Genomic DNA, 21,926 nt, shown 5'->3' on the forward strand with positions numbered 1-21,926 from the left:
GCGACCGTCAGCCGGGCGCCACTTCCGAGATCAGTGCGCGGACGCGTGTCTCGATCGCGTCGCGGATCGGGCGTACGGCCTCGACGCCCTGACCGGCCGGGTCGTCGAGCTGCCAGTCGAGGTAGCGCTTGCCGGGGAAGACGGGGCAGGCGTCGCCGCAGCCCATGGTGATCACGACGTCGGACGCCTGGACGGCCTCCGCCGTGAGGATCTTCGGGGCCCGGGCGGAGATGTCGATGCCCACCTCGCTCATCGCTTCGACCACGGTCGGGTTGACGGTGTCGGCGGGAGCGGATCCCGCGGAGCGGACCTCGACGCGGTCGCCCGCGAGGTGGGTGAGGAAGGCGGCTGCCATCTGGGAGCGGCCGGCGTTGTGGACGCAGACGAACAGCACCGACGGGCGCGAGGCGGGAGTGCTCATGGTGGGTGTCTTTCTCGGGGGTGGGGCGTGCTCAGGAGGAGGCGGGTTCGGGTTCGCTGCGCGGGACGCCGATCTCGCGGTGTGCCGGGGCGGTGCTCGGGCCGTATATCGCGGCCACGACGGCGAGTCCGAGTGCGGCGCCGAGCAATTGGGCGGCGATGAACGGGGTGACGGAGGCGGGTGCGATCCCGGCGAAGGTGTCGGTGAAGGCCCGGCCGATGGTCACCGCCGGGTTCGCGAACGACGTCGAGGAGGTGAACCAGTAGGCGGCCCCGATGTACGAGGCCACCGCGACCGGAGCGAGCGCGGCGCGGCCGATCCGGCTGAGGCCGAAGATCAGCAGGACCAGCCCGGCCGTGGCGACGACCTCGCCGAGCCACAAGTGACCGGCGGACCGGTCGTGGGTGGAGAACCTGACCAGCGGCTTGGCGAACATCGCGTCGGCCAGGACCGCCCCGCCGATCGCACCCACGATCTGGGCGGGCACGTACGCGGCGACGTCCCGCAAAGGAAGGCCGTCCGGAGTGCGGCGGCCGGTGAACCAGGCGGCGAGGGTGACGGCCGGGTTGAAGTGCGCGCCGGAGACCGGCCCGAGCAGGGCGATCAGTACGCCCAGGCCGAAGACGGTGGCGAGGCAGTTGGCCAGCAGCTGCACGCCGACGTCGTGCGACAGCTCGGTGGCCTGGATACCGGAGCCGACCACCACGGCCACGAGCAGCCCGGTCCCGATCGCCTCGGCGGCGACGCGGCGGCCGATCGGCGCGTTCACGCGGTGGCGCCGGCGGGCTGCGGGACGGTCAGGAACGCCGCGAGATCGTCCAGGACGCCGGGCAGCACCCAGTAGTACACCCAGGTACCGCGGCGCTCGCAGTCGATCAGCCCAGCCTGGCGCAGCAGCTTGAGGTGGTGGGAGATCGTCGGCTGGGAGAGGTCGAAGGCCGGGGTCAGCTCGCATACGCAGACCTCGCCGCCCTCCCCGCGCGAGGCGATCATCGACATCAGGCGCAGCCGGACCGGGTCGCCCAGGGCCTTGAACACCTTCGCCAGCTCCACCGCCTGGTCCTCGCCCAGCGGCTCGGCGGACAGGCCCGGGCAGCAGGCGGCGACCTGGCCGATCACCTCAAGCTCTTGCTTCGACATGTGTCTATGTTGACGTTTTTCGATTCGAGGCGCAAGGTTGAATCGATGAAGGTCAATACAGGCAGTTCAGTGGAGTGAGTCATGAGCGATCAGTCCAATGTCATACGTGAGACCGTCCGCCGGCGGTACGCGGCCGCGGCCGTGAAGGTCACCGAGGGCGGCACCGCCTGCTGCGGGCCGCAGCAGGTCGAGATCGACGAGAACTTCGGCTCGACCCTGTACGCCGCCGACGAACGCGACACACTGCCCGCCGAAGTGGTCGCCGCCTCCCTCGGCTGCGGCAACCCGACCGCCGTGGCCGAGCTGAGCGAGGGCGAACGCGTCCTCGACCTCGGCTCCGGCGGCGGCATCGACGTCCTGCTCTCCGCCCGCCGCGTCGGCCCCACCGGCAGGGCGTACGGGCTGGACATGACCGAGGAGATGCTCGCCCTGGCCGTCGCCAACGCCGCGAAGGCAGGCGCGACGAACGTCGAGTTCCTCAAGGGCACGATCGAGGCGATCCCGCTGCCCGCGCACACCATCGACGTAGTGATCTCCAACTGTGTGATCAACCTGTCCACCGACAAGCCCGCCGTCTTCGCCGAGACCTTCCGCGTACTCAGGCCCGGCGGCCGGATCGGCGTCTCCGACGTCGTCGCCGACGACACCCTCACCCCCGAACAGCGGGCCGAGCGCGGCGACTACGCCGGCTGCATCGCGGGAGCCCTGTCCTTCGCCGAATACCGCGCGGGGCTGGAGGCGGCGGGCTTCACGGACATCGAGATCACCCCCACCCACGCGGTCGCCGACGGCATGCACTCGGCCATAGTCCGCGCCCACAAGCCCACCACACCCCAACCCGTCCCAGGGTGTCCAGACCTGTCCAAATAGGTTGTTGGACAGGTGAGTTGACGGGAAGGCTTGGCAGGGTACGGGAGGGGGAGCAGTACCAGGGCTGAGATGCCGTTGCCGCACTGATCAAGATGCTTGTCCATCGAAGCGGGTGGACATCGATAGCTCGCGGCCGGTCACGGTGAGGGGAGACACCCTCAACGGGGGCCGGGCCGGCCGCGGCCATGCTGCACCCCGGGCCAACGATACGTCTTACTCCTCCGGGCCCCACGCGCGGAGGAGGTCGATCTGCACCTCGATCTGACGTCCGCCGCGGAGGACCGCGATGCGTAGATCGAGCGCATCCTCGCCCTCGGCGCCCGACGCGCGGACGTCGGACAGACCGGCAGCGAGTCATGGACCGTACTGGCCGATCCGGAGGGCAACGAGTTCTGCGTGGTCCGTCCGAAGAGGACGCTCATCGGCTAGGACGCACGGGTCTTCGCAGATCCGGCGGGTCACCCGTTCTGTCTCGTACGGGACCGACAGGGATGCGGGAGACGGTCCGGCTGAAACCTGTCAACTCCTCAACATGTACCCCGATCTAGACATTTGGGGGTGCATTCCAGCCGCGGACCACACAACAGATTGCCATGTACAGCCGCTTTATAGGATCGTCGTTGTGCAAGCGCGAGATGACGTGATGGCCGCGTTGTGGGGGCATGGAGATGCGTGTTGAGCATCACGCCGCCCGCGGTCGTCGCGAAGTGAACTCCCGATTCGTTGTTCGAGTTTAGGAGAACTTGTGATCTCAATAACAAAGAAGGTCGCGCGTTCCGCGGCCGTGGCATTCGCGGCAACTGCCGCGATCACCATGGCCATGCCGACCGGTAACGCTTTTGCCATCGACCACGTCGCCTGTCGCGGCGGGGAAAACTTTCTGAAGATCTGGTCGCACAGCAATGGGCGAGACAGCGTGGACTGCTACGCGAACAAGGGGAGGACCGACTTCGGCGGGTGGTGGGTCGACAAGATCTCCACGGGGAACAACGACTTGATCTACTACGACGCCAACGGTGACTCGGTGAAGATCGAGCGTTGGCACGAGATCACTTTCCCGAACCGTCCGCCGAAGGTCAACTCCATCGAAATCCTGTGACGAGTTGACGGGCCGGTCGCCCTGGATGGCAATTTTCCATGATCGTCAATTTGCGGATACCGCCGGTTTCCGGGCGGGCAGCGAATTCCCATTCCCGATAGTGTGAATCTGCTTGCATCCGGCTCACTGATGCTGGCCGCGCCTTTCCGGGCGTGGCCAGCATCGGCAGGTGGCGGAAGGCAACGCTGCAGGTGTGAGCATTTGACCGGCGGCGAGTTTGCGGTATGCGGGACTGGTAGCGAGCAGTTCTTCGTGGCGACCGCATGCGATCGCCCGGCCGCCCTCCAGGACGACGATCCGGTCGGCATGTTGGACGGTGGACAGCCGATGCGCGATCACCAGAAGGGCGCACTCCTGGGCGGCGTCCCGCATGACCGTGGTGAGTGCTGCCTCGTTGATGGCGTCGAGGTGTGAGGTCGGTTCATCGAGCAGGAGCAGGGACGGGCGGGCCAGCAGCGCGCGGGCCAGGGCGACTCGCTGCCGTTCCCCGGCGGAGAGCGTCGCGCCGCGCTCGCCGAGTACGCCCGACAAGCCGCCGGGCAAACGCCGGACCACCCCTTCCAGTTGGGCGAGTTCGATGACACGGTGGATCTCGGTGTCGCTGGCGTTGGGTACGGCGTACGTGACGTTGTCCCGCAGGGAACCGTGTACGACGTGGGTGTTCTGGTCGACGACGGCGATACTCGCCCGGCACCGGTCGCGGCTCAGCTCGGTCGTGGGCCGGCCGTCGAACAGGAGGGTTCCCGCATCCGGTTCGTAGAACCGTGCCACCAGTGCGAAGAGGGTGCTCTTGCCCGCTCCCGACCGTCCGACCAGGGCGACTTGCTGATGGTGGGGAACGGTGAAGGAGACGCCGCGCAGCACGGGCCGGTCCGGCTCGTAACCGAAGTGGAGATCCCGCAGGGCGAGGGCCGCCGTTGGCTTGGTGGTACCCATAGTGGTGGTGGCTCGCGCCGAAGGTTGCTCCGGCTCCGTCGGGAGGTCGTGCGCCTCCGCCACCCGTTGGTAGGCGCCCATACCGCGCTGGATGAGACCGACCGCCCGGAAGACCGACGACAAGGGCAGGACCAGATACGAGGCGTACAGCAGGAAGGCGACCAGGTCGCCGAGCGAGCCCGTGTGGCTGTTCACGCGCAGACCGCCGATGACCAGGACGAGCAAGAAGGAGCCCTGGACGGCCAGTTCGACGGCGGGGCTCATCACCGAGGCCAACTGCGCGGTTCGTACTCCCGCGCTGTACGCCTGGTCGATCCGCTCGCCGATCCGCGCCGCCTCGCGCTCCTCCGCCCGGTGCACCCGGACCATCGGCAACGCGCTCAGTGCGCGCTCCAGTTCGGCGGCGATGGCACCGACCGAGTTCTGAATACGTTCGGACGCGGCCCTGATGCCCTTGAGCAGAGATGCCACGATCACCGCGGCCGCGGCCACCGTGAGGGCGACCAGGAGCAGCAGCAACGGATCCAGCCACATCATCAGGGCGATCGCGCCCGCCGATACGACTGCCCCCGTCCCCAGGTCGACCAGCGCCTGGGCCACCACCTCCCGCAGCAGGGTGGTGTCGGCCGTGACCCGGGAGATGAGGTCGCCGGTGCGATGCCGGTCGTACTCCTTCATCTCCAACCGGAGCAGATGCCTGACCAGGCCGTGCCGCATCCGGCACACGATGCCCTCACCCATGCGTTCCAGCAGGAACCTGCCGATGGCCCCGGTCGCCGCCTCGACGACGAACAGCGCGCCCAGGAGCGCCAGCAGCGACCAGAACGTCCGGCCCGCGCCGCTCGCGTCCACGATGCGTTTGGCGACGAGCGGTTGGGCCAACCCGAGGGCCGAGCCCACCAGCGTCAGCACCGTTGCGAGGGCCATCGCGCCCCGGTGCCCGGCGGTGAGCCGGAACATGGCGGCGATGGCGCCCCGGGTCGTACGGTCGGGGGCTTCCGCATGTGAGGGGGTCATCGAGCCGGCCGGCTCACCGGGGTGACCGCCATCAGCCGGGTGAAGTAGTCGTCGGGCACCCCTTCGTCGACGGGGCGGCCGTCGGCCTCGATCCAGGCATGGGCGGTGAACGGCGGTACGACCCGCGCCCCCGTGCACCACGTGGGCCAGCTGCCGCCCAGTCGGCACAGCAGCGCCGCACCCAGGGAGCGGGGCAGGCAGCCGCGCGGGGAGGCGCAGAGCAGGCTCACGGCACACATCGCGTCGCGGGCGTTCTTCGCCTGGGCGGCCGTCGCAGGTGCGGCGCCATGGCGCGCCAGGTTGAGCACGCCGCGGATGCGGCGCGGCGGCAGGAAGGAGAGGGCGACGGCGGGAAGGAGGACCAGTCGGGCGCCCAGTCGCCGCGCGAAGGGCACACCGGTGGGGCGCTCCAGAGCGCTGGGTGTGGTCATGCGGCGAGTCCCGAGGCGCGCAGTTCGGCGACCAGTTCGCTGACGTCCCGTTGCGCCCGCTCCCGGTCGATGTCGAACTCCACGACGAGCGCGTCCGTGGCCGCCGCCTCGTCCTTGCCCGCGAGCAGCGTCTCGATGATCAGCGTGGCGGTGGGGTTCAACTCCCAGTACTGGCCGCTGCGTTCGTCGAGGAGGACGGTTCCGTAGTCGGTGTGTGCGGTGGAGACGTCGGGGCCGAACCGCAGTGCCATGGTGTACGTACCTTTCGCTCAAGGGTCAGGTGGAAGTGGCCGCCCCGGCCTTCGCGCCGCGCGGCAGACCGCGCAGCCATACCTCGGCGGCGATCGTGGAGTAGAGGATGGCGTGCTGGAGTCCTGGCGTCGCGGGCCGCCGGGCGAGGCTGCGCAGCGCGTCACCGTTCACCAGGCCCAGGCGTTCCAGCCGTGAGTCCTCCCACAAAGCCAGTAGATCGGCGCGGTGCTCGCGCAGCCCGTTGGACGCGTCCATGGACGCGGCGGCCTTGTTGCTGCGCCGCAGACATACGTCCGGGACGACGCCCTGCATGGCGGCGGTCAGCAGGGGTTTGTACTGCCAGGGCGACACACGCTCACTGGGCCGGACAGCAAGGAACGCCTCGATGACACGGTCGTCCAGGAACGGCGACGCCATCGGCACACCGGCCTTGGCGGCCATCACGTCCCACTGGCGGATGATGCGGGTGCAGGAGCGGATCTGTTCCAGATCGGCGTGCAGACCGCGGTCACGGTGGAGCGGCTGTGCGTGCTGGGCCGCCGCGCGCAGCGCCCGCGCGGCCAGCCACTCACCTTCGGGCGTCACCCAGTCGAACAGGCGCGGCGCCCCGCCCCAGCCGAGGGCGCCGTCGACGGTTGCCGGAAGGGGGTCGCGCAGCCGCCCGACGGTGTCCGCCAGCCACTTCCCGTACGGCCGTGAATCGCTCAGGGTGCGCGCCGTGCCTGTGAGCGGCCATTGCCACAGGGCACGGAAGCCCCGTAGCTGCCGTAGGGCGAACAGCGGGCGGGTGCGCAGGAGGCGGTGGTAGTACGCCTCGGAGCACCACGCCACATGGTCGCCGCCGATGCCGGTCAGATGCAGACGGCTGCCCCGCTCGGCCATGCCGGGCAGATGGTGCAGCACGCGGGAGCGGTCCATGACGCCGATGGTGGGCTCGTCCAGCAGGTCGTCGATGGTGAGCAGATCGGTGTAGACGAGTGGGGAGGCATCGGCGTCCCACACGACGTGTTCGACGTCCGGCAGGAATTCGGCGGCTTGCCGGGCCCAGTGCAGATCGGTGTCGGCGGGATCGCGTCCGGGCCAGGTGCTGGCCACGACATGGGCGGGCGAGCGGTCGGCGAGGAAGCAGACGGAGGTGGAGTCCAGGCCTCCGGACAGGTCGCAGCTGACCGTGCCGCCTTGCCGGGTACGGGTGTTGACGGCGTCGGCGAGTGCGTCGCGGGCCAGGTCCGCGCCGGCGGTGAGCGTCCGTACCGGCTCGGGAGGAGTCCACCAGCGCGAGTGGCGGGCCGCCCGGCCGTCCGCCGAGACGACGAGGGCGTCCTCCGGGGACACGGCGGTGACGTCTCGCCACAGCGGTGTCTCCTGCAACGGATGGGGGATCGGCCACAGCAGCCTGACCGCCACCTGCTGCACGTCCGGTTCCGTGCCGAGGGCGGCGCCGAGTACGTCGGCGCGGGTGGCGGCGACGCGTACCCCGCCGATCTCGGCGTGGAAGACGAGCCGCAGTCCGGAGGCGGTGCCCTGCACCCGGAGCCGTCCGTCGAGCGCCGCCACCAGGTGGAAGCTGCCGGGAGTGGAGCGGGCCAGCGCGTCGAGCTGGGTGAGGTCCCGCAACTGTGTGGCGCGACGCCGCAGTTGGGTGGTGTCGAGTGGACAGCAGCCGATGACGGCGAGGGCTGCGGGACCGGTCTGGGCGGTCACGATCTCGTCGTCGTGCCACCGGCCGATCAGCCAGGGACGTCCCGAGGCGTGGGGCAGGATACGAGTTCCGGGGCGGGTGAAGAGGCGGGCCGCGGCGGCCGCGTCCTCGCGGTCCGGAAAGACCGCGAAATGCGCGTCGCCGCGGCCCGGACTCGCACCTGCGTGCGTGTCAGTCATGACGTCGAATGGACGTACCGTCGACCGTCAGTTCTTGCTGAGAATAAGGCGGTCGTTTCCGTGACGTCCCAGAAGACCCGTGTTCTTCCGGAAAGAACCCAGCCGGACGAGCGTCGGCGCCTCGTACGCCTTCTTCATGACGACTCCTTCTGTTCCCTCTGACCGAACGTCACCACCCCCCGGGGAGTCGGGAGGCGGCCAGGGACAAAGGTATGCGCAGGTCAGCTGGAGCTGGCAAGGATGGCGAACGTCATATGATTATCCGACAATCGGACCACGGGGAGAATGTTTCGGCCTATCAGGTCCGGACCACGGGTCCGTGCGGAATATGAACTCGATCCCCTGTGTGCGACGAGCGGAACGATTTCATCAGCACGCTTGGTGAGGCCTTGACTATCGATGGAAAGGGGCGCACCACCGCAGCGCGATCGCATGGTCAAGCGCCCTTGTTTTCCGTCTCGCTACTTTACCGGCCCGCGCCCGGCAATTGTGCGCCCCTTTCCCGAGTCGGTCACAGGCTCTTGAGGAGATCGTCGAGCGGAGCCGGTACCTGTTCGGGGCCGAGGGCCTCGACGAGTACGCGGCCGTAGCGGATCTTGCGGCCCTTCTTCGTCCCGAGGAAGCGCCGCAACTGCTGCTGGCGGGGCCTACCGTGCTGTGCGGGCTGGTGCAGGAAGGTCTGCCAGGCACGGAGGTCGCCCTCGGCCCGGACGATCTCCTCGACCCTCGCTGTGCCCAGCGCGCGGATGAGCTCCTCCTCCAGGTCCTTCACGCACACGAAGAACCCCTCGTGCGGCGCCCCCGCCCGCTTCAGGCCGCGCTCGTAGAAGGGCTGCTCGTTCTCGTCGCACAGCCCCACCAGGCGCAGGCCGAGGCCGGGCAGCCCGAGCAGGTCGGCGTAGTGGCCGACACTCGTCGCCCCGCCCATCGATACGACGCACACCCCCTCATCGGCGAGATCCCGCCCACGTCGTGCGGCCAACGCCTCAACGGCCGCGAGATCACTGGGCCCTTCGAGCAGCACCGCGGTCCGCACCCCGAGCCGCACAGCCAGATCACTCGCCGATCCGGCGGAACCGCCGCTCGCCCATTCACTTACCGCGTCCCGGAACGCCTGCATGTCCGCCATGGGGCGAGTCTGCAGGTCCACCGACTGGACGGCACGCAAATTTTTCTCAGTGCCCGCCGCTGGGGACCTCGCAACCGCTGTGGTCGGGGTAGCCGCCGAACGCGTCCGCGCGCATGGATGCGCCGTTCATCGTGCCCTCCACGCACACCGGCCAGGGGTCGGCCTCGACGAGGAAGCCGACGCCCGAACCGTCCTGGTAGGACCGCACCTTCTCCGTGGGGTATCCCAGGCCGGTGAGCGCGCTGAAGGTGTGTTCCGGCGCGAAGTCACCGCGCTTGCGCAGTGGTTCGAGCGCGTTCTTGACGCGCTTGATGGCCGCGAGCCCATCGCAACGGTGCTGGCCGTGCAGCTCGAAGGGCACCCTGAAGCCGTGGTTCTCGGCATAGTGATCGCCGGGCGCGGCCGTGAACGAGGCGGTCGCGGTCGGCGTCGGCACGGAGCTCTCGCCGGGGCAGGCGAAGTCCGCGGGTGTGCTCGGTGTCGAGATCCCGGTCGGCGTGGGATGCGAACTCCGGTACGCGTCGCCGGCATCCCCGGACCGCTCTGTCCCGCATCCCGCCGCCAGCACGGCCAGTACCGCCATCGGCAGCATTCCGCGCCGCATCCCCGTCAGCCTGAGCATTGTCATGCCCCGATCTTCCCTCGCATGCTGCCAGGGTGTCATTGGTCCTCGTACTCATCGGGGTTCGGGGTGGTGGGGCCGGTGGCCCGCGCACCCCCGACGGTTTCCTCCCCCCGCCCTTGCTTTCCTTGCCCCGCGCAGCGGCACATGGTCGGTGCCGTATGCGATTCCTTTCAGTTCTGCGCGAAGTCGGTGGCGGGCTCGGTGGCGTAACGGCTCATTGTTCGGATGGTTGCCTGTGGGGTCGGCGCCTGGCCGGCGGCGATCATGTCGCGCAGGTCCCGGAAATACTGCACGTACAGGTCCGGTGTGAAGGTACTGAGCATGACGGCCGGTTGGTCGGTCGTGTTGGCGAACGTGTGCGGGGCTCCGGTCGGGACCATGACGAGCGTGCCCGCCGTAGCGTCGTAGTCGTCGTCCCCGACCGTGAACCGCACCGTGCCGGAGATGACGTAGAAACCCTCGTCGTGCTGGGCGTGGCGGTGTTGCGGTGGTCCGGGGGTGTGCGGCGCGAGGACGGACTCGGCGAGCCCGAGGCGGTGTCCGGTGTTGCTGCCGTCTTCGAGGACGCGCAGTCGGGTGGTGCCCAGGTGGATGGTCTCACCGTCGTCCGGGCCGACCACCGATACGGCGGGGTCGGCGATGGGTTCGCTGGGCTTGGGTTCGTCGGTCATGCTCCGATTCCACCGCCGGGGCACCGGGACTGTCCAAGACCCGTTCTCCGATGTCGATACCGTACGGGTATCGTCGCAGCGTGGAACTACGAACGCTGCGCTACTTCGTGGCGGTCGCCGAGGAACTCCATTTCGGCCGGGCCGCCGCTCGGCTGCGTATGAGTCAGCCGCCACTGAGCCGGGCGATCAAGCAGTTGGAGACCGAGCTCGGCGCGGCGCTGTTCGACAGGTCCTCCGCCGGTGTCACGCTTACTCCGGTAGGGGTGGTACTGCTCGATGAGGCGCGCGCACTGCTCGACCGGGCCGAGCGGGTACGCGTGCGCGTGGCCGCTGCGGCCGGTGCCGCGACCATCACCATCGGCATCCTCGGTGACAGCACCGACCCGAGCGTGACCCGGCTGGCCGACGCCTACCACCGGCGGCACCCGCACGTTGAGGTCCGCATCCGCGAGACCGATCTGACCGATCCCACCTGCGGGTTGCACGCCGGACTGGTCGACATCGCCCTGTCTCGCGGGCCGTTCAACGAGACCGGCCTGAGCGTGCGCCGACTGCGTGCCGACCCGGTGGGCGCGCTGCTACGAGCCGACGATCCGCTGGCCGGCCGCGCCGGCCTGACCCTCGCCGACCTGGCTGACCGCCGCTGGTTCCTGTTCCCTCAAGGCACCGACTCCATCTGGCAGTCGTACTGGAACGGCGGGGAATCCCGCGAGGGTCCGGTGGTGCGCGCCGTCCAGGAATGCCGGCAGGCCGTTCTCTGGAACGGCACGGTCGGTATGACCGTCCTGGGCCACGAGCCGGGGGACGGGCTCACCGTGGTGCCGGTGACCGACATGGCACCGAGCCAGGCGGTGGTGGCGTGGAACGAAGGCGATGCGAATCCTTTGCTCCGCTCGTTCGTCAAGATCGCGACCGCTGCCTATCGCGACTGAACGCCTCCTCGGGGTGGTCAGGAGTGGTTCTCCGGAGGTGCCGTCGGGTCGGCGCCCGCCAGGAAACCGGTGGCCTGGGTCTTGATGTGAGTAGCGCCGAGGGCTCCGGCCCAGCGGGCCGTCTCACGCGCCAGCGCCGTGGCTCCGGCCTGGTCGCCGCTGTCCCGGGCGAGGACTGCCAGCAACAACTGTTGCGAGAGGGTGCCGGGGACGGCGCCGGCGCGGGCACCCAGTTCGGCTGCCCGCATCCAGCGCTCAAGCGCCACCTGGTGGTCGCCGTCGTCGTGGTCATGGTCTCCGAGGTGGCGCAGCGCCTCGCGGGCGAGCAGGTTGTCACCGGCCTCGCCGGCGTCCAACGCGGCCTGGTAGTGGGCGGGTGCGGCGTCGCGCTCCGCGAACAGGTTGTCCGCGATCAGACCGATGTACATCTCCGCCCAACCGCGACGCACTTCATCGGGAGCCTGGCGGCGCAGATCGTGGGCGCGGTCCCGGAGTTCTGCGATCACTTCCGGTTCTTTGCCCTCCGGCCCCAACTGCAACTTTCCGGCGCCGATGATCTGGCCGAAGTACTCGTGCCTCAGCCGTAGAAAGGCCAGATCCCAGCGGCTGGCGGGAGCGACGTCCGCGACCTCGAAGACTTCCTGCGCGGCGCTCAGGCGTCCGGTCGCCATGCTGGTCCCACCGAACCAGTCGCATTCCAGGGCGACTTCGGCGGCAGCCAGAGCGAGCAGTGCGCGGGCAGGTATGTCCGTTGCCGTGGTTGCATCCAGCAGGCGCGCGGCGGTGTGCCACCGGCCGCCCTTGGCCAGCTCACGAGCGGCGAGGACGACCTCGCCCACCGGGATGCCGACCGAGGTGGCAGTGCCGTCGGTAACCGTGTTCTTCGCGGTGGTTGTCATGGCGAGGAAGGTAGTTATCCGAAAAAGTATCCACAAGAAAACTACTTCGGAGGTACGTATGCGGGACTCGGTCGACCAGCACGTCGCGCTGTGGTCGAAGGAACTCCACTGGATGGACCCGGTCAAGGAGGCGATCTTCGCCCGGCTGGCGATCCTGGCGCGTCACGCAGCTCAGGCCCGACGGGACACCCTGGACTCCGACGGACTCCAACACGGGCAGTTCAAGATCCTTCTCATGCTGCGCCGCCTCGGACCGCCGTACGCCGCCAGCCCATCGCAGCTCGCAGACATGCTCGGCCTGACCCGGGGCGCGCTGTCGGTACGGCTAGGGCCGCTGGAGGAGGCCGGGCTGATCAGCCGGACCAACGCCCCGGCCGACCGCCGCCGGGTGCGCGTGGAACTCACGCCCGCCGGCTACGACGCATTCGAGCAGCATGCGAGTTCCGAGGAACAGGGCGAGGGCGCACTGCTCTCGGTGCTGACTCCGGAGGAGAAGCAGACACTTGCCGATCTGCTGCGCAAGTTGGTGAGCGCTGTTGAGTCCGGTCCGGATGAGGCACGGGCGGTCCCCGTCACCCTGTCGCCGACGACTCGGGCACAGGCGTAGCCGTCGTGTCATACCGTTGAGGCCGCTCGGTTTGGGGCTACGCCGAATGGATCCTCCCTGGCCACCTCGTCACGGGTGGTGTGTGAAACATGACCAATTCACCGGCATCGACCACACCGAGAGCATGCTGGCCCAGGCCCGTACGAGACTCGGCGACCGAGTGCGACTCCTCGATCAGGACATCCTGAACCCGGAGTTGCCGAACGGCTTCGCCGTCGCCTACTCCGTCGGTGGGATCTGGCTGTTCCTGCGCGACCAGGACGGCATGCAGCTGGGCAGCCACCTCCTGGAGGACGACGAGAACGTCACGGGCCTGCAGAACCTCGCCGCCGCGCTCCGGCCGGGCGGCACGTTGTTGCTGGCCGCCCAGGAGGCCCATCGCCCGTACGAGCGGCCGCTGCCCGGCGGTCTCGTCTACGCTCAGGACGTCCATCACCACGGCAACGGACGGATCACCAAGGACTACTACGTCCTGCGTGAGGGCATGGCCATTGCCCACCAGCGCTCCACGTATCGTGTCTTCCCTGAGGCAGAGGCGGACCGGCTCCTGGAGCAGTGCGGATTCCGCCTCGCCGCCGGTGGTGCCGACGGGCTGTTCCGGCAGTACGTCCAGCAGTTGGAACGCCGTGACGATGCAGGGTAGTTGGGATGCGGGCGCTGTCAGTGTTCGTACTGATCACTCATGGTCGGCGGGGAGTTGTGGACGGCAAGGGAGTTGAAGGACGTCCGGGCCGATTTCGCGTAGATCCGCCGCTGCTGCTCGATGAGGAGTCCGTCGGCGTTCTCGGTACGGCTGCGGCGGCCCCGCCGCACCACCACGACGCTCAGGAACACCACCAGCGCCAGCAGTAACCCGAAAAACACGATCATGGTGACCATGGTCAACCCCCCTTATGACCTACGCCATTTACACCGTACGCAACAGTAGCTCCAGGCCCAGGCCTGCCGCCAGAGCTCGGCCGTCCGCCTGCCAGGGGCAGGACGTGAACGGTGGGGGAGTCAACGCCTCGCGTGGGGCCGGTTTGTCAGTGGCGTCTCGTACGGTGCTCGTATGGGTGTCACCTCGGCCTGGTCCATCAGCGCCCACGACGACTCGTTCATCGGCACGCTGGCTCCCCGGCTGCTCCCGCTGATCGCCGCGGAGCGGGACGAGCCGTTCGTACGCGAGCGGTGGGACCGCTGGCAGCGGGAGCCGCTTCCGGACTTTCGGACCTGGTGGCGGCCCTTCGGCCTGTCTGATGCACGGGAGGCGGATGCGCTCCATTCCTTCCACGAGCTGACCGCTTCCGGGGAGCACGTGCAGAAGATGTACGACGGCCTGTCGCCCGAGGACGACTTCTGCCTGCTCACGCACGTGTGGGACCTGGTGACCGGTAGGGAGGACCTCTTCGTGTCGGTCCAGAGCAAGGAGTTCGCGCTGCGGTCCTTCTTCCACGCCATAGGCCCCGACCGCGCCGCCCTGCTGCCCGGCTGGTGCGGCAACTTCCTGCTCACCTCCGCCGAGGTCCGCCAGACGCTGCCCGTGATCGAACGGGCACTGGGTTTCAGCCCCGAAGAGCGTGCCGCCGCCGAGGACCAGGACTGGCTGGACTACAGCGACAACGAGGAGAGCGTTCTGCACGGGCCGCTGCGGATGTGGCGGCAGGCTGCGGCGGACGGCCGTGGCCTGTGTGGAGTGTCCGTGATCGTTTACTGATAGAGACCAGAACAGGGTCCCGTCTCTGTTGGGTGATACGAGGGTCACCCGGTCAACTTCTTTGTGTCATCTGCCAGTACGGCGTCCGGACAGGGCGGGGGGAGACTTTCTGCCACGACGGCGGCCCGGTGAGGCTCTGGTTCCGGAGGGTTGGCGTGGCCGCGTACAGGATGAACCACAGGACGGGGTAGCACGTGAGCGTGCAGCAGTATGACGAGATCGGCGAGGCGTTCGAGGGGTTCAAGGCCCTGCCGCTGATGCGTTTCGGGGAGGTGCCGAGCTTCCTGGGCATGGTCGGGGACGTGAGCGGCAAGTCGGTTCTCGACCTGGCGTGCGGCACCGGTTTCTACAGCCGGGAGTTCAAGCGGCGCGGCGCCTCGGATGTCCTCGGCGTCGACATATCCGTCGAGATGATCGCCGCTGCGCGGGACATCGAGCAGCGTGACCCGCTCGGTGTGCGTTACGAGGTCGGTGACGTGATCGACCTGCGGGCTGTCGAGCAGCGCTTCGATGTCGCGCTGGGAGTGCAGTGCCTCAACTACGCCGAGGACATCGCGGAGATGGAGCGGATGTGCCGCAACATCCACCGGAGCCTGGTACCGGGTGGGGAGTTCTTCGTGCTCGCCCAGAATCCCGACTACGGGTTCGACTGTGCGTCCCTGGAGACGTACGGGTTCCGCTGCGAGCCGGCCGGTGAGATCGAGACGGGTCCGAAGGTGCGGGTCACGGCGCTCCTCGACCCGCAGCCCATCAGCATCGTCAGCTCGGCCCCGCGCCGTGAGGTTTACGAGCAGTGTCTGCAGGCGGCCGGGTTCAGCGAGGTGAAGTGGGTTCCGCTGCAGGTGTCCGAAGCCGGCATCCGTGAGTTCGGCGAGGACTTCTGGGCCGACGCCCTCGCGCACCCGCCGCTGGAGATGCTGCGCTGCCGTGCCTGACCGACCGGTTGACCGGAGCTCGCGTACGGTTGCGCCGTTGTAGACGTCGACGAAGGAGCTCCGGTCGTCCCACGGTGGGTCGGCCGGGGAGCCGAAAGGCATCATCCAGGGGGCATCGCGAGCATCAGGGGGTCCTCCTGGCAAACCCCTAGGGGAGTCGCGCTGTTGAGGTCCATCCCGGCGCTGATGTCACGTCAGGTGGTGAGGCCTACGTTGACGTCATGGTCCGAACTCATCGCACCGCAGTACCTGGCGTGCTCGCTCTCGCGCTCGCCCTGCCGATGATTCTGCCGGTCGCCACGGCACGAGCCGAGCCCCCGGCCCCTCCTACCGCCCGGTCGGTCGCCTTGACGAGCGTGGGTGTGCAACTGGAGCTCCCCCGCCCTACCGGCGCGCACGCGGTCGGTCTCAGCACACTGCACCTGGTGGACACGGGTCGTCAGGACCCCTGGGTGCCGGCCGCCGGCCCGCGGCAGTTGATGGTGTCGGTGTTCTATCCCGCGCGGCGCGGGACCGGCGAACCCGCGCCCTACATGACGACCCAGGAGGCAGCGTTGCTGCTGGAGCGGCAGGTGCCGGGAGCCGGTATCCCGCCGGAGACGCTCAGCGGCACCCGCTCCTGGGCGCGGAGCGACGCGCGCCCGGCGCACGGCCGCTTCCCCCTGGTCCTGCTCTCGCCCGGCTTCACCCTGCCACGGACCTCTCTGACCAGCCTCGCCGAGGACCTGGCCAGCCGTGGGTACGTGGTCGCCCTGACCAACCACACCTACGAGGACTCAGGAACCACCTTCCCCGACGGTCACACCTCCACTTGTGTCGTGTGCGACGACATCCCGGGTGGGTGGCCGGTGGTGAATCAGAGCCGGGCCAAGGACGTCTCGTTCGTCATCGATCAACTGATAAGTCGTCATTCTCCTTGGCAGTACCGCCAGATGATCGACCAACACCGTATCGGCATGGCAGGACACTCCGTCGGTGGCAGCGCCGCCGCCTCGGCCATGACCGCAGACAAGCGGGTGCGCGCCGGGGTGGACATGGACGGCACGTTCGACATCCCCATCCCCGCCACCGGCCTGGATCACCGCCCCTTCATGCTGCTCGGCACCCGGTCCGGGCACGCACCCGGCGAGGACCGCTCCTGGGACCAGGCGTGGACGAACCTCGACGGTTGGAAGCGCTGGCTGACCGTCACCGGAACCGGTCACATCAGCTTCACCGATCTGCCCGCCCTCGCCGCGCAGCTGAACATCCCGATCCCGGGCGCGACCATCTCCGGCGAGCGCTCAGCAGAGATCACCCGCGCATACGTCGCCGCCTTCTTCGACCTCCACCTGAAGGGCCTTCGCCAATCCCTGCTCGACGGCCCGTCGCCGACCAACCCGGAGGTCACTTTCCAGCACCCGTGAGAGGGGACGCCGCAGGAGTATCACGGCCTGGTGGCAACGCAGATGTTGTAGCGCCATGTCTCCTGGTGCCGGTACATCTCCACTCCGCTCATCGCGTTGACCAGGCTGTTGCCATGGCCCACGCCGCGCGCGACGGCGTAGGGCAGTCGGCCGAGCACCGAGAAGCACCGCAGCATGGGCAGGACCTTCTCCGTCGCGTCGTAGGCCGATTCGACAACGAATCCGGCCTGCTGGAGAAGCAGCTCCAGGTGCCCGTGGGTCATCGTGAGCATGCCGGGCATACCGGAGAGCTCGCAGACCCTGAGCAGCGCGGACCGCGCCGGTGGCATCAGATGGGCCTGCGGGGTGCTCGAATACTCGGACATCACCAGTCTTCCGCCGGGGCGTAGAACGCGGAAGAACTCGGCGAGCCCCTGATGGGGGTCGGGGGAGTGGACGAAGGACTCCATCGTGTAGAGGCCTTCGAAGGAGGCATCGGCGAACGGGAGGGCGTGATAGTTGGCCACGAGGAAACGCGTGCGCCCACCCGGCTCGCGGGCCCGTGCCGTCCGCTGCCGCGCGATGGCGATGTCCGGCTCGATCCCGTCGATCCCGGTGACGTACACCCCGCTCGCCCGGGCCACGGTGCGGGCTGTGTCGCCGACCCCGCACCCGGCATCGAGCACCTCCGACGACGCAGGCACGGCCAGCTTCCGAGCCACGACGAGTTCCATGCGCCGCATGGCTGCTGTGAATCCCCAGGGGGAGTGGCCCGGCTCGTACCAGCCGAAGTGGCGCGTACGGCCGAGCAGCGTCGCATACCCGAAGCGTGAACCGAACGCCCGGTAGTACGGCAGGACATGTTGCCGGTAGTGGACATCGCTCACGTGGCTCATCGCTCCGGCCCTTCAGTCGCCCCGTTCGGCAGATCTGGTACGCGAGTACGAATGCTGTGGTGTGGTCCTGGTGTCGCCCTACTACTTGTACGGGGCGGCGGGCCCATGTGCACGGTGGGCCCGCCGCCCCGGCGTCAGGACTCGTCCGCGCGGGACAGCGCTTCGGTGATCATGCGGGTGGCGAAGTCGGGGTCTTCGGTGAGGCGATTGATGTGTTCCGCGAGCAGGAAGGTGGTGGCTTCCAGGGGAGTCATCTCGAACCCGGTCCAGTCTCCGTACTGTTTGCGCCACAGACTGGGGCTGAGGTCGGTGCCCGCGGCGATGACCAGTCCGGCCATGGTGGGGATGGCCTCGGGGCGGACGCTCTTGGGCAACCTGCGCAGCGTGGCCACGAGGTTGGGCACCACGTACTCGATGACGTCCTTGTCGTGGTCCTCGTAGGCCATCCGCAGCCACTTCATGAACATGAAGATGAGCGTGCACGCGCCGTTCAGCAGGTCATCGGCTCCCGTGGGACCCAGGGACGCGATGTACTGGTCGACCAGCGCCTGTTGTTCGGGGTCGGTACCGGCCTTGTCGGCGTGGACGCTCTTGAGCCGGGAGTCGACCATCATGAGAGCTCCGCCCACATCGCCGGCGGGAGCGTGCTGGGGGTCACAAGGTGATGACACAGGTTTCCTCCTCATGCGACCGCGGCGGGCAGCGCGGCGTGTCCGCACAGTAGACCGCCGATGAGGTGGGCGTCCGGCGAATCCCGGTGAACCGCTAGGAGGAGCGAGCCGCGCGTGTTGTTGCCCCAACCGGGTGACGGACGGCGGAGGCGCCCGGGCGCTGGCGGCGCCCCGCGCCGGCGCTCACCGCTGCGCGTGCGCCGCCTCATGCTGTTTCCCCTCCCCGTCACTTCCTCCGGCCGTACACCGGAGGCACATTTGTGGTTCGGGCGTGATCCTTGCCGATCCCGGGGGTGTCCCACCAGGGTTTCGGCCCCTCTTGGACGGCTTCGGACGGAATGGGCCGGGGATGGATGGGCTACCGATTCGTCAAGACCCCGAATAAGGACAACGTCAGTTCGTTTTTTGGGAGTTCGGCCCGACGCGGCGTATCGCCAGGTCGGGGCGGATCGTCGGGACGGTCCGGGGGCATGGGGTCGAGTGGCCGAGCCGAGCGCACGTACGGACTTCACCGTTCCGTGCGTGCTGGCCGGCTACCTGTCAACTGCCATGGGACGCGGGGCGCGGGAGAGGGGCCGGATACCGATGGGGCTCTGAACCGTGTGAGCTCGATCTTCCGTCTCCTCTGACTGACAGGCCGCCATGGGCAGTCGGCGGGCTGGGCAGTCCCCCCGCGCCGCGCGGCGCGAGGTCGATGGGAGAGGTTTGACCGTTGAATTTGAGTAGAGACAACCATCCGCAGGCCTTACGGACCACGAGAACGCGACGACGGTCAGGGCGGTGGATCACCACCGTGGTCGCCGTCATGAGCGCGGCGGCGACCCTGCTGGCCGTTCCGTTGACCGCTGCGCCCGCGCAGGCGGTGGAACGTGACGGCTCGTCGCCGTTCGCCATTTACAACATGCACGGCTCGGACAACGGTTCGAGGTGGACTTCGGAAATCCGATCGCTGGTCGCGAGCTACCCGGTGGTGATGCTGCAGGAAGCCGGCAGCGGGCCGCCTACCGCGGTGGACGAGCACCGGACCAATTACCGGGAGATGCGGATCGTTCCGAGCCGCAACCCCCAACCGAGTAACTACACGCTCTCGCAGTGGGCGGGCGGCCCGGACCACACCAACCGTTTCGTGTACTACCTGCAGACCGACCCCCGCAGGGTCGGCGAAACGCAAGAGGACACATGGGACGGCGGCCAGATGAACCTGGCGACGGTCACCGACACCCAGGCCCATGAGGTCCGCGTCCTGGAGAACCCCTTTTACGACCCGAACCCGAACGCCCCCAACAACCGTTACCGGGCACGTCCGTTGCTCGGTCTGCGGTTCGGGAACACCTGGTACTGGAACACGCACGCCCGCGGCGAGGACGTGACCGGACGCCAGGGCAGGACCGGACTGCTCGACGTGGTCCGCAACTTCATGGCCAGGAGAGACCAGCGCGGCCGGAACTGGGTCCTGGCGGGCGACTACAACGTGAACATCCTCAACCGCAACAACCAGCAGGCCCGCCAGTCGCTGCACCTGCGCCCCGGCGAGACCCTGCTGCGCACCGAACAGCCGACGTTCATCGGCACGAGCGGCCCGAGCGAGCTGGACTACGCGGTCACGCGCGGCCTGCGCGGCTTCACCGCGCACCGCTCGAACGGTGCCGGATCCGACCACGTGTCCGTGACCTTCTCGCGGACACCCCCGCCTGTCGCCCCGACCGGCCCGTCACGCGCGTACGCCACCAGGGTGACACTGTCCAACGGCAATTCGGTGCGCGAGAACGCGAACGGCACGATGGCGGTCGGCAGCCCGATGAACGACGGCAGAGACATCTGGCGCATGTACACCGACGGCGAATCCCAGACCCACTACGTGCGGAACGGCGTCACGAAACACTGCATGGCCGCCCCGACGGGCACCCGCCGGGACACGTCCTCGCAGGTCGTCGCCGGTGACTGTGCTGATCCGCGGTCGCAGTGGACGATCAGTCACCTTGAGGACGACCCGGCGTGGAACGGCGACAGCGGCGGGCCGCAGCGCTGGCAGAACGTGGCCTTCCCCGGGATGTGTCTGGCCCCGTCCAACAACCAGGTGACGGTGAAACCGTGCTCGGAGGACCCCGCCCAGCGGTGGTGGGAGACCTCTGCCTCGGTGCCCAAGAACTGGCCGACGACCGCCGGCAACGTACGCCTGGAGAACCTGGCGTTCGGCGGCCGCCTGCGACGGTCCGGCTCGGTCCCCGGCACGCCGATCTACACCCGGCCCCGTCCGCCCGGGTGGTGGTGGATCTACTGGCTGGCCTACGAGAAGCAGGACTTCGGCTGGGACATCCAGCGGATCGACTCGGCGGACAACCTGGTGCGCTTCAGGAGCCTGGACGGCGACAACCGGTGCCTGGGAACCCGGGACGCGCACGCCACCGAGCTCACGGATGCCATGTTGCAGGGGTGTGACGATGCGCGCGGCGTCGACGCGGCCGGTCAGCGCTGGCTGGCCGAGACGTACGCGGACGGCACCGTCCGCTACCGAAACGAGGCCAACCACCTGTGCCTGCTGGGCCCGTCCGGCGTAAGCGGCAACGTCAGGCTCGCCTCGTGCAACGACATCGAGGCCGAGCGCTGGAGCGTGGTCAACCCCTGACCCTGTGAACCCATGAAACCCACCGGGCCGCCCGGGCCGACGTACGGTCGGTCCGGGCGGCCCGGCTGCCCCGTGGGGGCTACCGCACGTTTGGGCTGCCCAGGGCATCCTCTCGGAGGATGACGACGGTTCCGCCGCGCGGTTGATCGCGCCGCGCACAGTCTCGTACCGGCGGCCCTCCAAGTCAGCCGTGGAGGCTGACGGAACGCGCCCGAAGATCGCTGATGATGAGTCACATGAGATCTCAGCCCACCCCCTCGCCTGTCATATCCGCAGCGGCACCGCCTCGTTGGGCGGTGTGGGCCGCGCACGCGACCACGCTGGTGGTGCTTCCGAGCGGGCTGTGGCGCATCCTGATGGTGCTCGGGTACCCCGCTGGATATACCAAGGCGGGCTTCGTGCCCTTCGATACGGTCGGTGCCAAGGTATGGATGCTGACGCTGAGTGTGCTCAGCGAGCTGGTCGCCTTCCTCACGACCGGCCTGGTACGGCCGTGGGGTGAGGTCGTGCCGCGCTGGATACCGCTGATCGGAGGGCGGCGTGTCAGCCCCAAGGCCGTCGTCGTCACCGCCGCTCTCGGCGCAGCGGCTCTGACACTGATCTGGGCCAACGTCCCCTGGTGGTGGACGTATCCGCACGAGGACATGACCTACACCGGACACCTCGTCGTCGGCATCCTCTACCAGCCGTTGCTTCTCTGGGGCCCACTGACCGCAGCCGTCACCATCTCCTACTACCGCCGCCATCGCACTGCCGCTTGACCTTGACACAGTGACAAGGTTTTCACTGTGGCCGAGGAGGTGGTCC

Annotated in this window: 25 protein-coding genes and 1 pseudogene; 11 read left to right on the plus strand and 15 right to left on the minus strand. The window is 68.6% G+C overall.

The annotated features are described in order from the left end of the window. Positions 1–7 precede the first annotated feature (7 nt). From ACT1U9_RS31610 to ACT1U9_RS31620, 3 genes are read right to left on the minus strand one after another with little or no spacing between them, the layout of a single operon-like run. Positions 8–421, minus strand: a complete 414-nt coding sequence (locus ACT1U9_RS31610; RefSeq protein ID WP_444536048.1) for an arsenate reductase ArsC — start codon at positions 419–421, stop codon at positions 8–10. Positions 422–452: 31 nt separating this feature from the next. Then, the gene (locus ACT1U9_RS31615) at positions 453–1,190 is read right to left on the minus strand and encodes an aquaporin (protein ID WP_444536049.1); all 738 of its coding nucleotides are present in this window, start codon (positions 1,188–1,190) and stop codon (positions 453–455) included. Continuing rightward, a complete protein-coding gene (locus ACT1U9_RS31620) occupies positions 1,187–1,561 on the minus strand; it encodes an ArsR/SmtB family transcription factor (protein WP_444536050.1) in 375 nt (124 codons plus the stop codon). The genes ACT1U9_RS31615 and ACT1U9_RS31620 overlap by 4 nt, the downstream gene beginning before the upstream one ends. 81 nt (positions 1,562–1,642) lie before the next feature. Between ACT1U9_RS31620 and arsM the strand changes: the two genes are divergently transcribed. The 3 genes and pseudogenes from arsM (at position 1,643) to ACT1U9_RS31635 (ending at position 3,530) form a co-directional block, all read left to right on the plus strand. Further along, the gene (gene arsM, locus ACT1U9_RS31625) at positions 1,643–2,431 is read left to right on the plus strand and encodes an arsenite methyltransferase (protein WP_444536051.1); all 789 of its coding nucleotides are present in this window, start codon (positions 1,643–1,645) and stop codon (positions 2,429–2,431) included. 249 nt (positions 2,432–2,680) lie between these two features. Continuing rightward, positions 2,681–2,860: pseudogene (locus ACT1U9_RS31630) on the plus strand (VOC family protein); the annotation flags it as partial. A gap of 385 nt (positions 2,861–3,245) precedes the next feature. Continuing rightward, a complete protein-coding gene (locus ACT1U9_RS31635) occupies positions 3,246–3,530 on the plus strand; it encodes a beta/gamma crystallin domain-containing protein (protein ID WP_223184672.1) in 285 nt (94 codons plus the stop codon). 123 nt (positions 3,531–3,653) lie between these two features. Here ACT1U9_RS31635 and ACT1U9_RS31640 read toward each other — a convergent pair whose 3' ends face one another. From ACT1U9_RS31640 to ACT1U9_RS31675, 8 genes are all read right to left on the minus strand, one after another. Next, a complete protein-coding gene (locus ACT1U9_RS31640; RefSeq protein ID WP_444536052.1) occupies positions 3,654–5,483 on the minus strand; it encodes an ABC transporter ATP-binding protein in 1,830 nt (609 codons plus the stop codon). Further along, a complete protein-coding gene (locus ACT1U9_RS31645) occupies positions 5,480–5,914 on the minus strand; it encodes a lasso peptide biosynthesis B2 protein (RefSeq protein WP_444536053.1) in 435 nt (144 codons plus the stop codon). The genes ACT1U9_RS31640 and ACT1U9_RS31645 overlap by 4 nt, the downstream gene beginning before the upstream one ends. After that, complete coding sequence (locus tag ACT1U9_RS31650) at positions 5,911–6,165, minus strand: lasso peptide biosynthesis PqqD family chaperone (RefSeq protein ID WP_444536054.1); 255 nt, start codon at positions 6,163–6,165, stop codon at positions 5,911–5,913. Before ACT1U9_RS31650 ends, ACT1U9_RS31645 begins: the two co-directional genes overlap by 4 nt. Before the next feature lie 25 nt (positions 6,166–6,190). Next, the gene (locus ACT1U9_RS31655) at positions 6,191–8,047 is read right to left on the minus strand and encodes a lasso peptide isopeptide bond-forming cyclase (RefSeq protein WP_444536055.1); all 1,857 of its coding nucleotides are present in this window, start codon (positions 8,045–8,047) and stop codon (positions 6,191–6,193) included. Between the two features lie 27 nt (positions 8,048–8,074). Further along, entirely contained in the window at positions 8,075–8,185 is a 111-nt protein-coding gene (locus ACT1U9_RS31660) for a keywimysin-related RiPP (RefSeq protein WP_188273439.1), read from the minus strand. Between the two features lie 373 nt (positions 8,186–8,558). Continuing rightward, positions 8,559–9,176, minus strand: a complete 618-nt coding sequence (locus tag ACT1U9_RS31665; RefSeq protein WP_444536056.1) for a TOPRIM nucleotidyl transferase/hydrolase domain-containing protein — start codon at positions 9,174–9,176, stop codon at positions 8,559–8,561. Between the two features lie 46 nt (positions 9,177–9,222). Beyond that, positions 9,223–9,804, minus strand: a complete 582-nt coding sequence (locus tag ACT1U9_RS31670; RefSeq protein WP_444536057.1) for a hypothetical protein — start codon at positions 9,802–9,804, stop codon at positions 9,223–9,225. A 167-nt stretch (positions 9,805–9,971) separates the two neighbouring features. Then, positions 9,972–10,472, minus strand: coding sequence for a cupin domain-containing protein (locus ACT1U9_RS31675; RefSeq protein WP_444536058.1), 501 nt, complete (start codon positions 10,470–10,472; stop codon positions 9,972–9,974). A gap of 80 nt (positions 10,473–10,552) precedes the next feature. On the opposite strand from ACT1U9_RS31675, the gene ACT1U9_RS31680 reads away from it, so the two are divergent. Beyond that, a complete protein-coding gene (locus ACT1U9_RS31680) occupies positions 10,553–11,404 on the plus strand; it encodes a LysR substrate-binding domain-containing protein (RefSeq protein ID WP_444536059.1) in 852 nt (283 codons plus the stop codon). A gap of 17 nt (positions 11,405–11,421) precedes the next feature. Here ACT1U9_RS31680 and ACT1U9_RS31685 read toward each other — a convergent pair whose 3' ends face one another. Then, complete coding sequence (locus ACT1U9_RS31685; RefSeq protein WP_444536060.1) at positions 11,422–12,303, minus strand: hypothetical protein; 882 nt, start codon at positions 12,301–12,303, stop codon at positions 11,422–11,424. Positions 12,304–12,361: 58 nt separating this feature from the next. Between ACT1U9_RS31685 and ACT1U9_RS31690 the strand changes: the two genes are divergently transcribed. Both ACT1U9_RS31690 and ACT1U9_RS31695 read left to right on the plus strand, forming a co-directional pair. Further along, entirely contained in the window at positions 12,362–12,910 is a 549-nt protein-coding gene (locus ACT1U9_RS31690; protein ID WP_444536061.1) for a MarR family winged helix-turn-helix transcriptional regulator, read from the plus strand. A gap of 82 nt (positions 12,911–12,992) precedes the next feature. Beyond that, complete coding sequence (locus tag ACT1U9_RS31695; protein ID WP_444536062.1) at positions 12,993–13,553, plus strand: class I SAM-dependent methyltransferase; 561 nt, start codon at positions 12,993–12,995, stop codon at positions 13,551–13,553. 17 nt (positions 13,554–13,570) lie between these two features. Here the strand turns inward: ACT1U9_RS31695 and ACT1U9_RS31700 are convergent, their stop codons facing one another. Continuing rightward, on the minus strand, positions 13,571–13,780 hold the full coding sequence (locus ACT1U9_RS31700) for a hypothetical protein (RefSeq protein ID WP_444536063.1): 210 nt from the start codon (positions 13,778–13,780) through the stop codon (positions 13,571–13,573). Positions 13,781–13,961: 181 nt separating this feature from the next. On the opposite strand from ACT1U9_RS31700, the gene ACT1U9_RS31705 reads away from it, so the two are divergent. From ACT1U9_RS31705 to ACT1U9_RS31715, 3 genes are all read left to right on the plus strand, one after another. Further along, positions 13,962–14,606 (plus strand): hypothetical protein, encoded by a 645-nt coding sequence (locus ACT1U9_RS31705; protein ID WP_444536064.1) that lies wholly within the window; start codon positions 13,962–13,964, stop codon positions 14,604–14,606. 194 nt (positions 14,607–14,800) lie between these two features. Then, the gene (locus ACT1U9_RS31710; protein ID WP_444536065.1) at positions 14,801–15,541 is read left to right on the plus strand and encodes a class I SAM-dependent methyltransferase; all 741 of its coding nucleotides are present in this window, start codon (positions 14,801–14,803) and stop codon (positions 15,539–15,541) included. A 221-nt stretch (positions 15,542–15,762) separates the two neighbouring features. Next, positions 15,763–16,947, plus strand: coding sequence for an alpha/beta hydrolase family protein (locus ACT1U9_RS31715; RefSeq protein WP_444536066.1), 1,185 nt, complete (start codon positions 15,763–15,765; stop codon positions 16,945–16,947). 20 nt (positions 16,948–16,967) lie between these two features. Here ACT1U9_RS31715 and ACT1U9_RS31720 read toward each other — a convergent pair whose 3' ends face one another. Both ACT1U9_RS31720 and ACT1U9_RS31725 read right to left on the minus strand, forming a co-directional pair. Next, positions 16,968–17,822, minus strand: a complete 855-nt coding sequence (locus ACT1U9_RS31720; RefSeq protein WP_444536067.1) for a class I SAM-dependent methyltransferase — start codon at positions 17,820–17,822, stop codon at positions 16,968–16,970. Between the two features lie 134 nt (positions 17,823–17,956). Continuing rightward, positions 17,957–18,493, minus strand: a complete 537-nt coding sequence (locus ACT1U9_RS31725) for a hypothetical protein (protein WP_444536068.1) — start codon at positions 18,491–18,493, stop codon at positions 17,957–17,959. Positions 18,494–19,286: 793 nt separating this feature from the next. Here ACT1U9_RS31725 and ACT1U9_RS31730 point away from each other — a divergent pair. Both ACT1U9_RS31730 and ACT1U9_RS31735 read left to right on the plus strand, forming a co-directional pair. Further along, the gene (locus ACT1U9_RS31730) at positions 19,287–21,119 is read left to right on the plus strand and encodes a hypothetical protein (RefSeq protein WP_444536069.1); all 1,833 of its coding nucleotides are present in this window, start codon (positions 19,287–19,289) and stop codon (positions 21,117–21,119) included. Positions 21,120–21,346: 227 nt separating this feature from the next. After that, positions 21,347–21,880 (plus strand): hypothetical protein, encoded by a 534-nt coding sequence (locus ACT1U9_RS31735; RefSeq protein WP_444539304.1) that lies wholly within the window; start codon positions 21,347–21,349, stop codon positions 21,878–21,880. The last annotated feature ends 46 nt before the right edge of the window (positions 21,881–21,926 follow it).

Source organism: Streptomyces sp. BR1, assembly GCF_052373795.1.
In the GTDB taxonomy this organism is placed as follows: domain Bacteria; phylum Actinomycetota; class Actinomycetes; order Streptomycetales; family Streptomycetaceae; genus Streptomyces.

What these genes read in the sequence shown, in the direction of transcription:
- ACT1U9_RS31665 (WP_444536056.1), bottom strand. Translation starts at nt 9,176, where the DNA reads ATGGCGGACATGCAGGCGTTCCGGGACGCGGTAAGTGAATGGGCGAGC.
- ACT1U9_RS31620 (WP_444536050.1), bottom strand. Translation starts at nt 1,561, where the DNA reads ATGTCGAAGCAAGAGCTTGAGGTGATCGGCCAGGTCGCCGCCTGCTGC.
- ACT1U9_RS31675 (WP_444536058.1), bottom strand. Translation starts at nt 10,472, where the DNA reads ATGACCGACGAACCCAAGCCCAGCGAACCCATCGCCGACCCCGCCGTA.
- ACT1U9_RS31640 (WP_444536052.1), bottom strand. Translation starts at nt 5,483, where the DNA reads ATGACCCCCTCACATGCGGAAGCCCCCGACCGTACGACCCGGGGCGCC.
- ACT1U9_RS31660 (WP_188273439.1), bottom strand. Translation starts at nt 8,185, where the DNA reads ATGAAGAAGGCGTACGAGGCGCCGACGCTCGTCCGGCTGGGTTCTTTC.
- ACT1U9_RS31720 (WP_444536067.1), bottom strand. Translation starts at nt 17,822, where the DNA reads ATGAGCCACGTGAGCGATGTCCACTACCGGCAACATGTCCTGCCGTAC.
- ACT1U9_RS31705 (WP_444536064.1), top strand. Translation starts at nt 13,962, where the DNA reads ATGGGTGTCACCTCGGCCTGGTCCATCAGCGCCCACGACGACTCGTTC.
- ACT1U9_RS31690 (WP_444536061.1), top strand. Translation starts at nt 12,362, where the DNA reads ATGCGGGACTCGGTCGACCAGCACGTCGCGCTGTGGTCGAAGGAACTC.
- ACT1U9_RS31715 (WP_444536066.1), top strand. Translation starts at nt 15,763, where the DNA reads ATGGTCCGAACTCATCGCACCGCAGTACCTGGCGTGCTCGCTCTCGCG.
- ACT1U9_RS31635 (WP_223184672.1), top strand. Translation starts at nt 3,246, where the DNA reads ATGGCCATGCCGACCGGTAACGCTTTTGCCATCGACCACGTCGCCTGT.
- ACT1U9_RS31670 (WP_444536057.1), bottom strand. Translation starts at nt 9,804, where the DNA reads ATGACAATGCTCAGGCTGACGGGGATGCGGCGCGGAATGCTGCCGATG.
- ACT1U9_RS31655 (WP_444536055.1), bottom strand. Translation starts at nt 8,047, where the DNA reads ATGACTGACACGCACGCAGGTGCGAGTCCGGGCCGCGGCGACGCGCAT.
- ACT1U9_RS31685 (WP_444536060.1), bottom strand. Translation starts at nt 12,303, where the DNA reads ATGACAACCACCGCGAAGAACACGGTTACCGACGGCACTGCCACCTCG.
- ACT1U9_RS31735 (WP_444539304.1), top strand. Translation starts at nt 21,347, where the DNA reads ATGAGTCACATGAGATCTCAGCCCACCCCCTCGCCTGTCATATCCGCA.
- ACT1U9_RS31645 (WP_444536053.1), bottom strand. Translation starts at nt 5,914, where the DNA reads ATGACCACACCCAGCGCTCTGGAGCGCCCCACCGGTGTGCCCTTCGCG.
- ACT1U9_RS31650 (WP_444536054.1), bottom strand. Translation starts at nt 6,165, where the DNA reads ATGGCACTGCGGTTCGGCCCCGACGTCTCCACCGCACACACCGACTAC.
- arsM (WP_444536051.1), top strand. Translation starts at nt 1,643, where the DNA reads ATGAGCGATCAGTCCAATGTCATACGTGAGACCGTCCGCCGGCGGTAC.
- ACT1U9_RS31700 (WP_444536063.1), bottom strand. Translation starts at nt 13,780, where the DNA reads ATGATCGTGTTTTTCGGGTTACTGCTGGCGCTGGTGGTGTTCCTGAGC.
- ACT1U9_RS31610 (WP_444536048.1), bottom strand. Translation starts at nt 421, where the DNA reads ATGAGCACTCCCGCCTCGCGCCCGTCGGTGCTGTTCGTCTGCGTCCAC.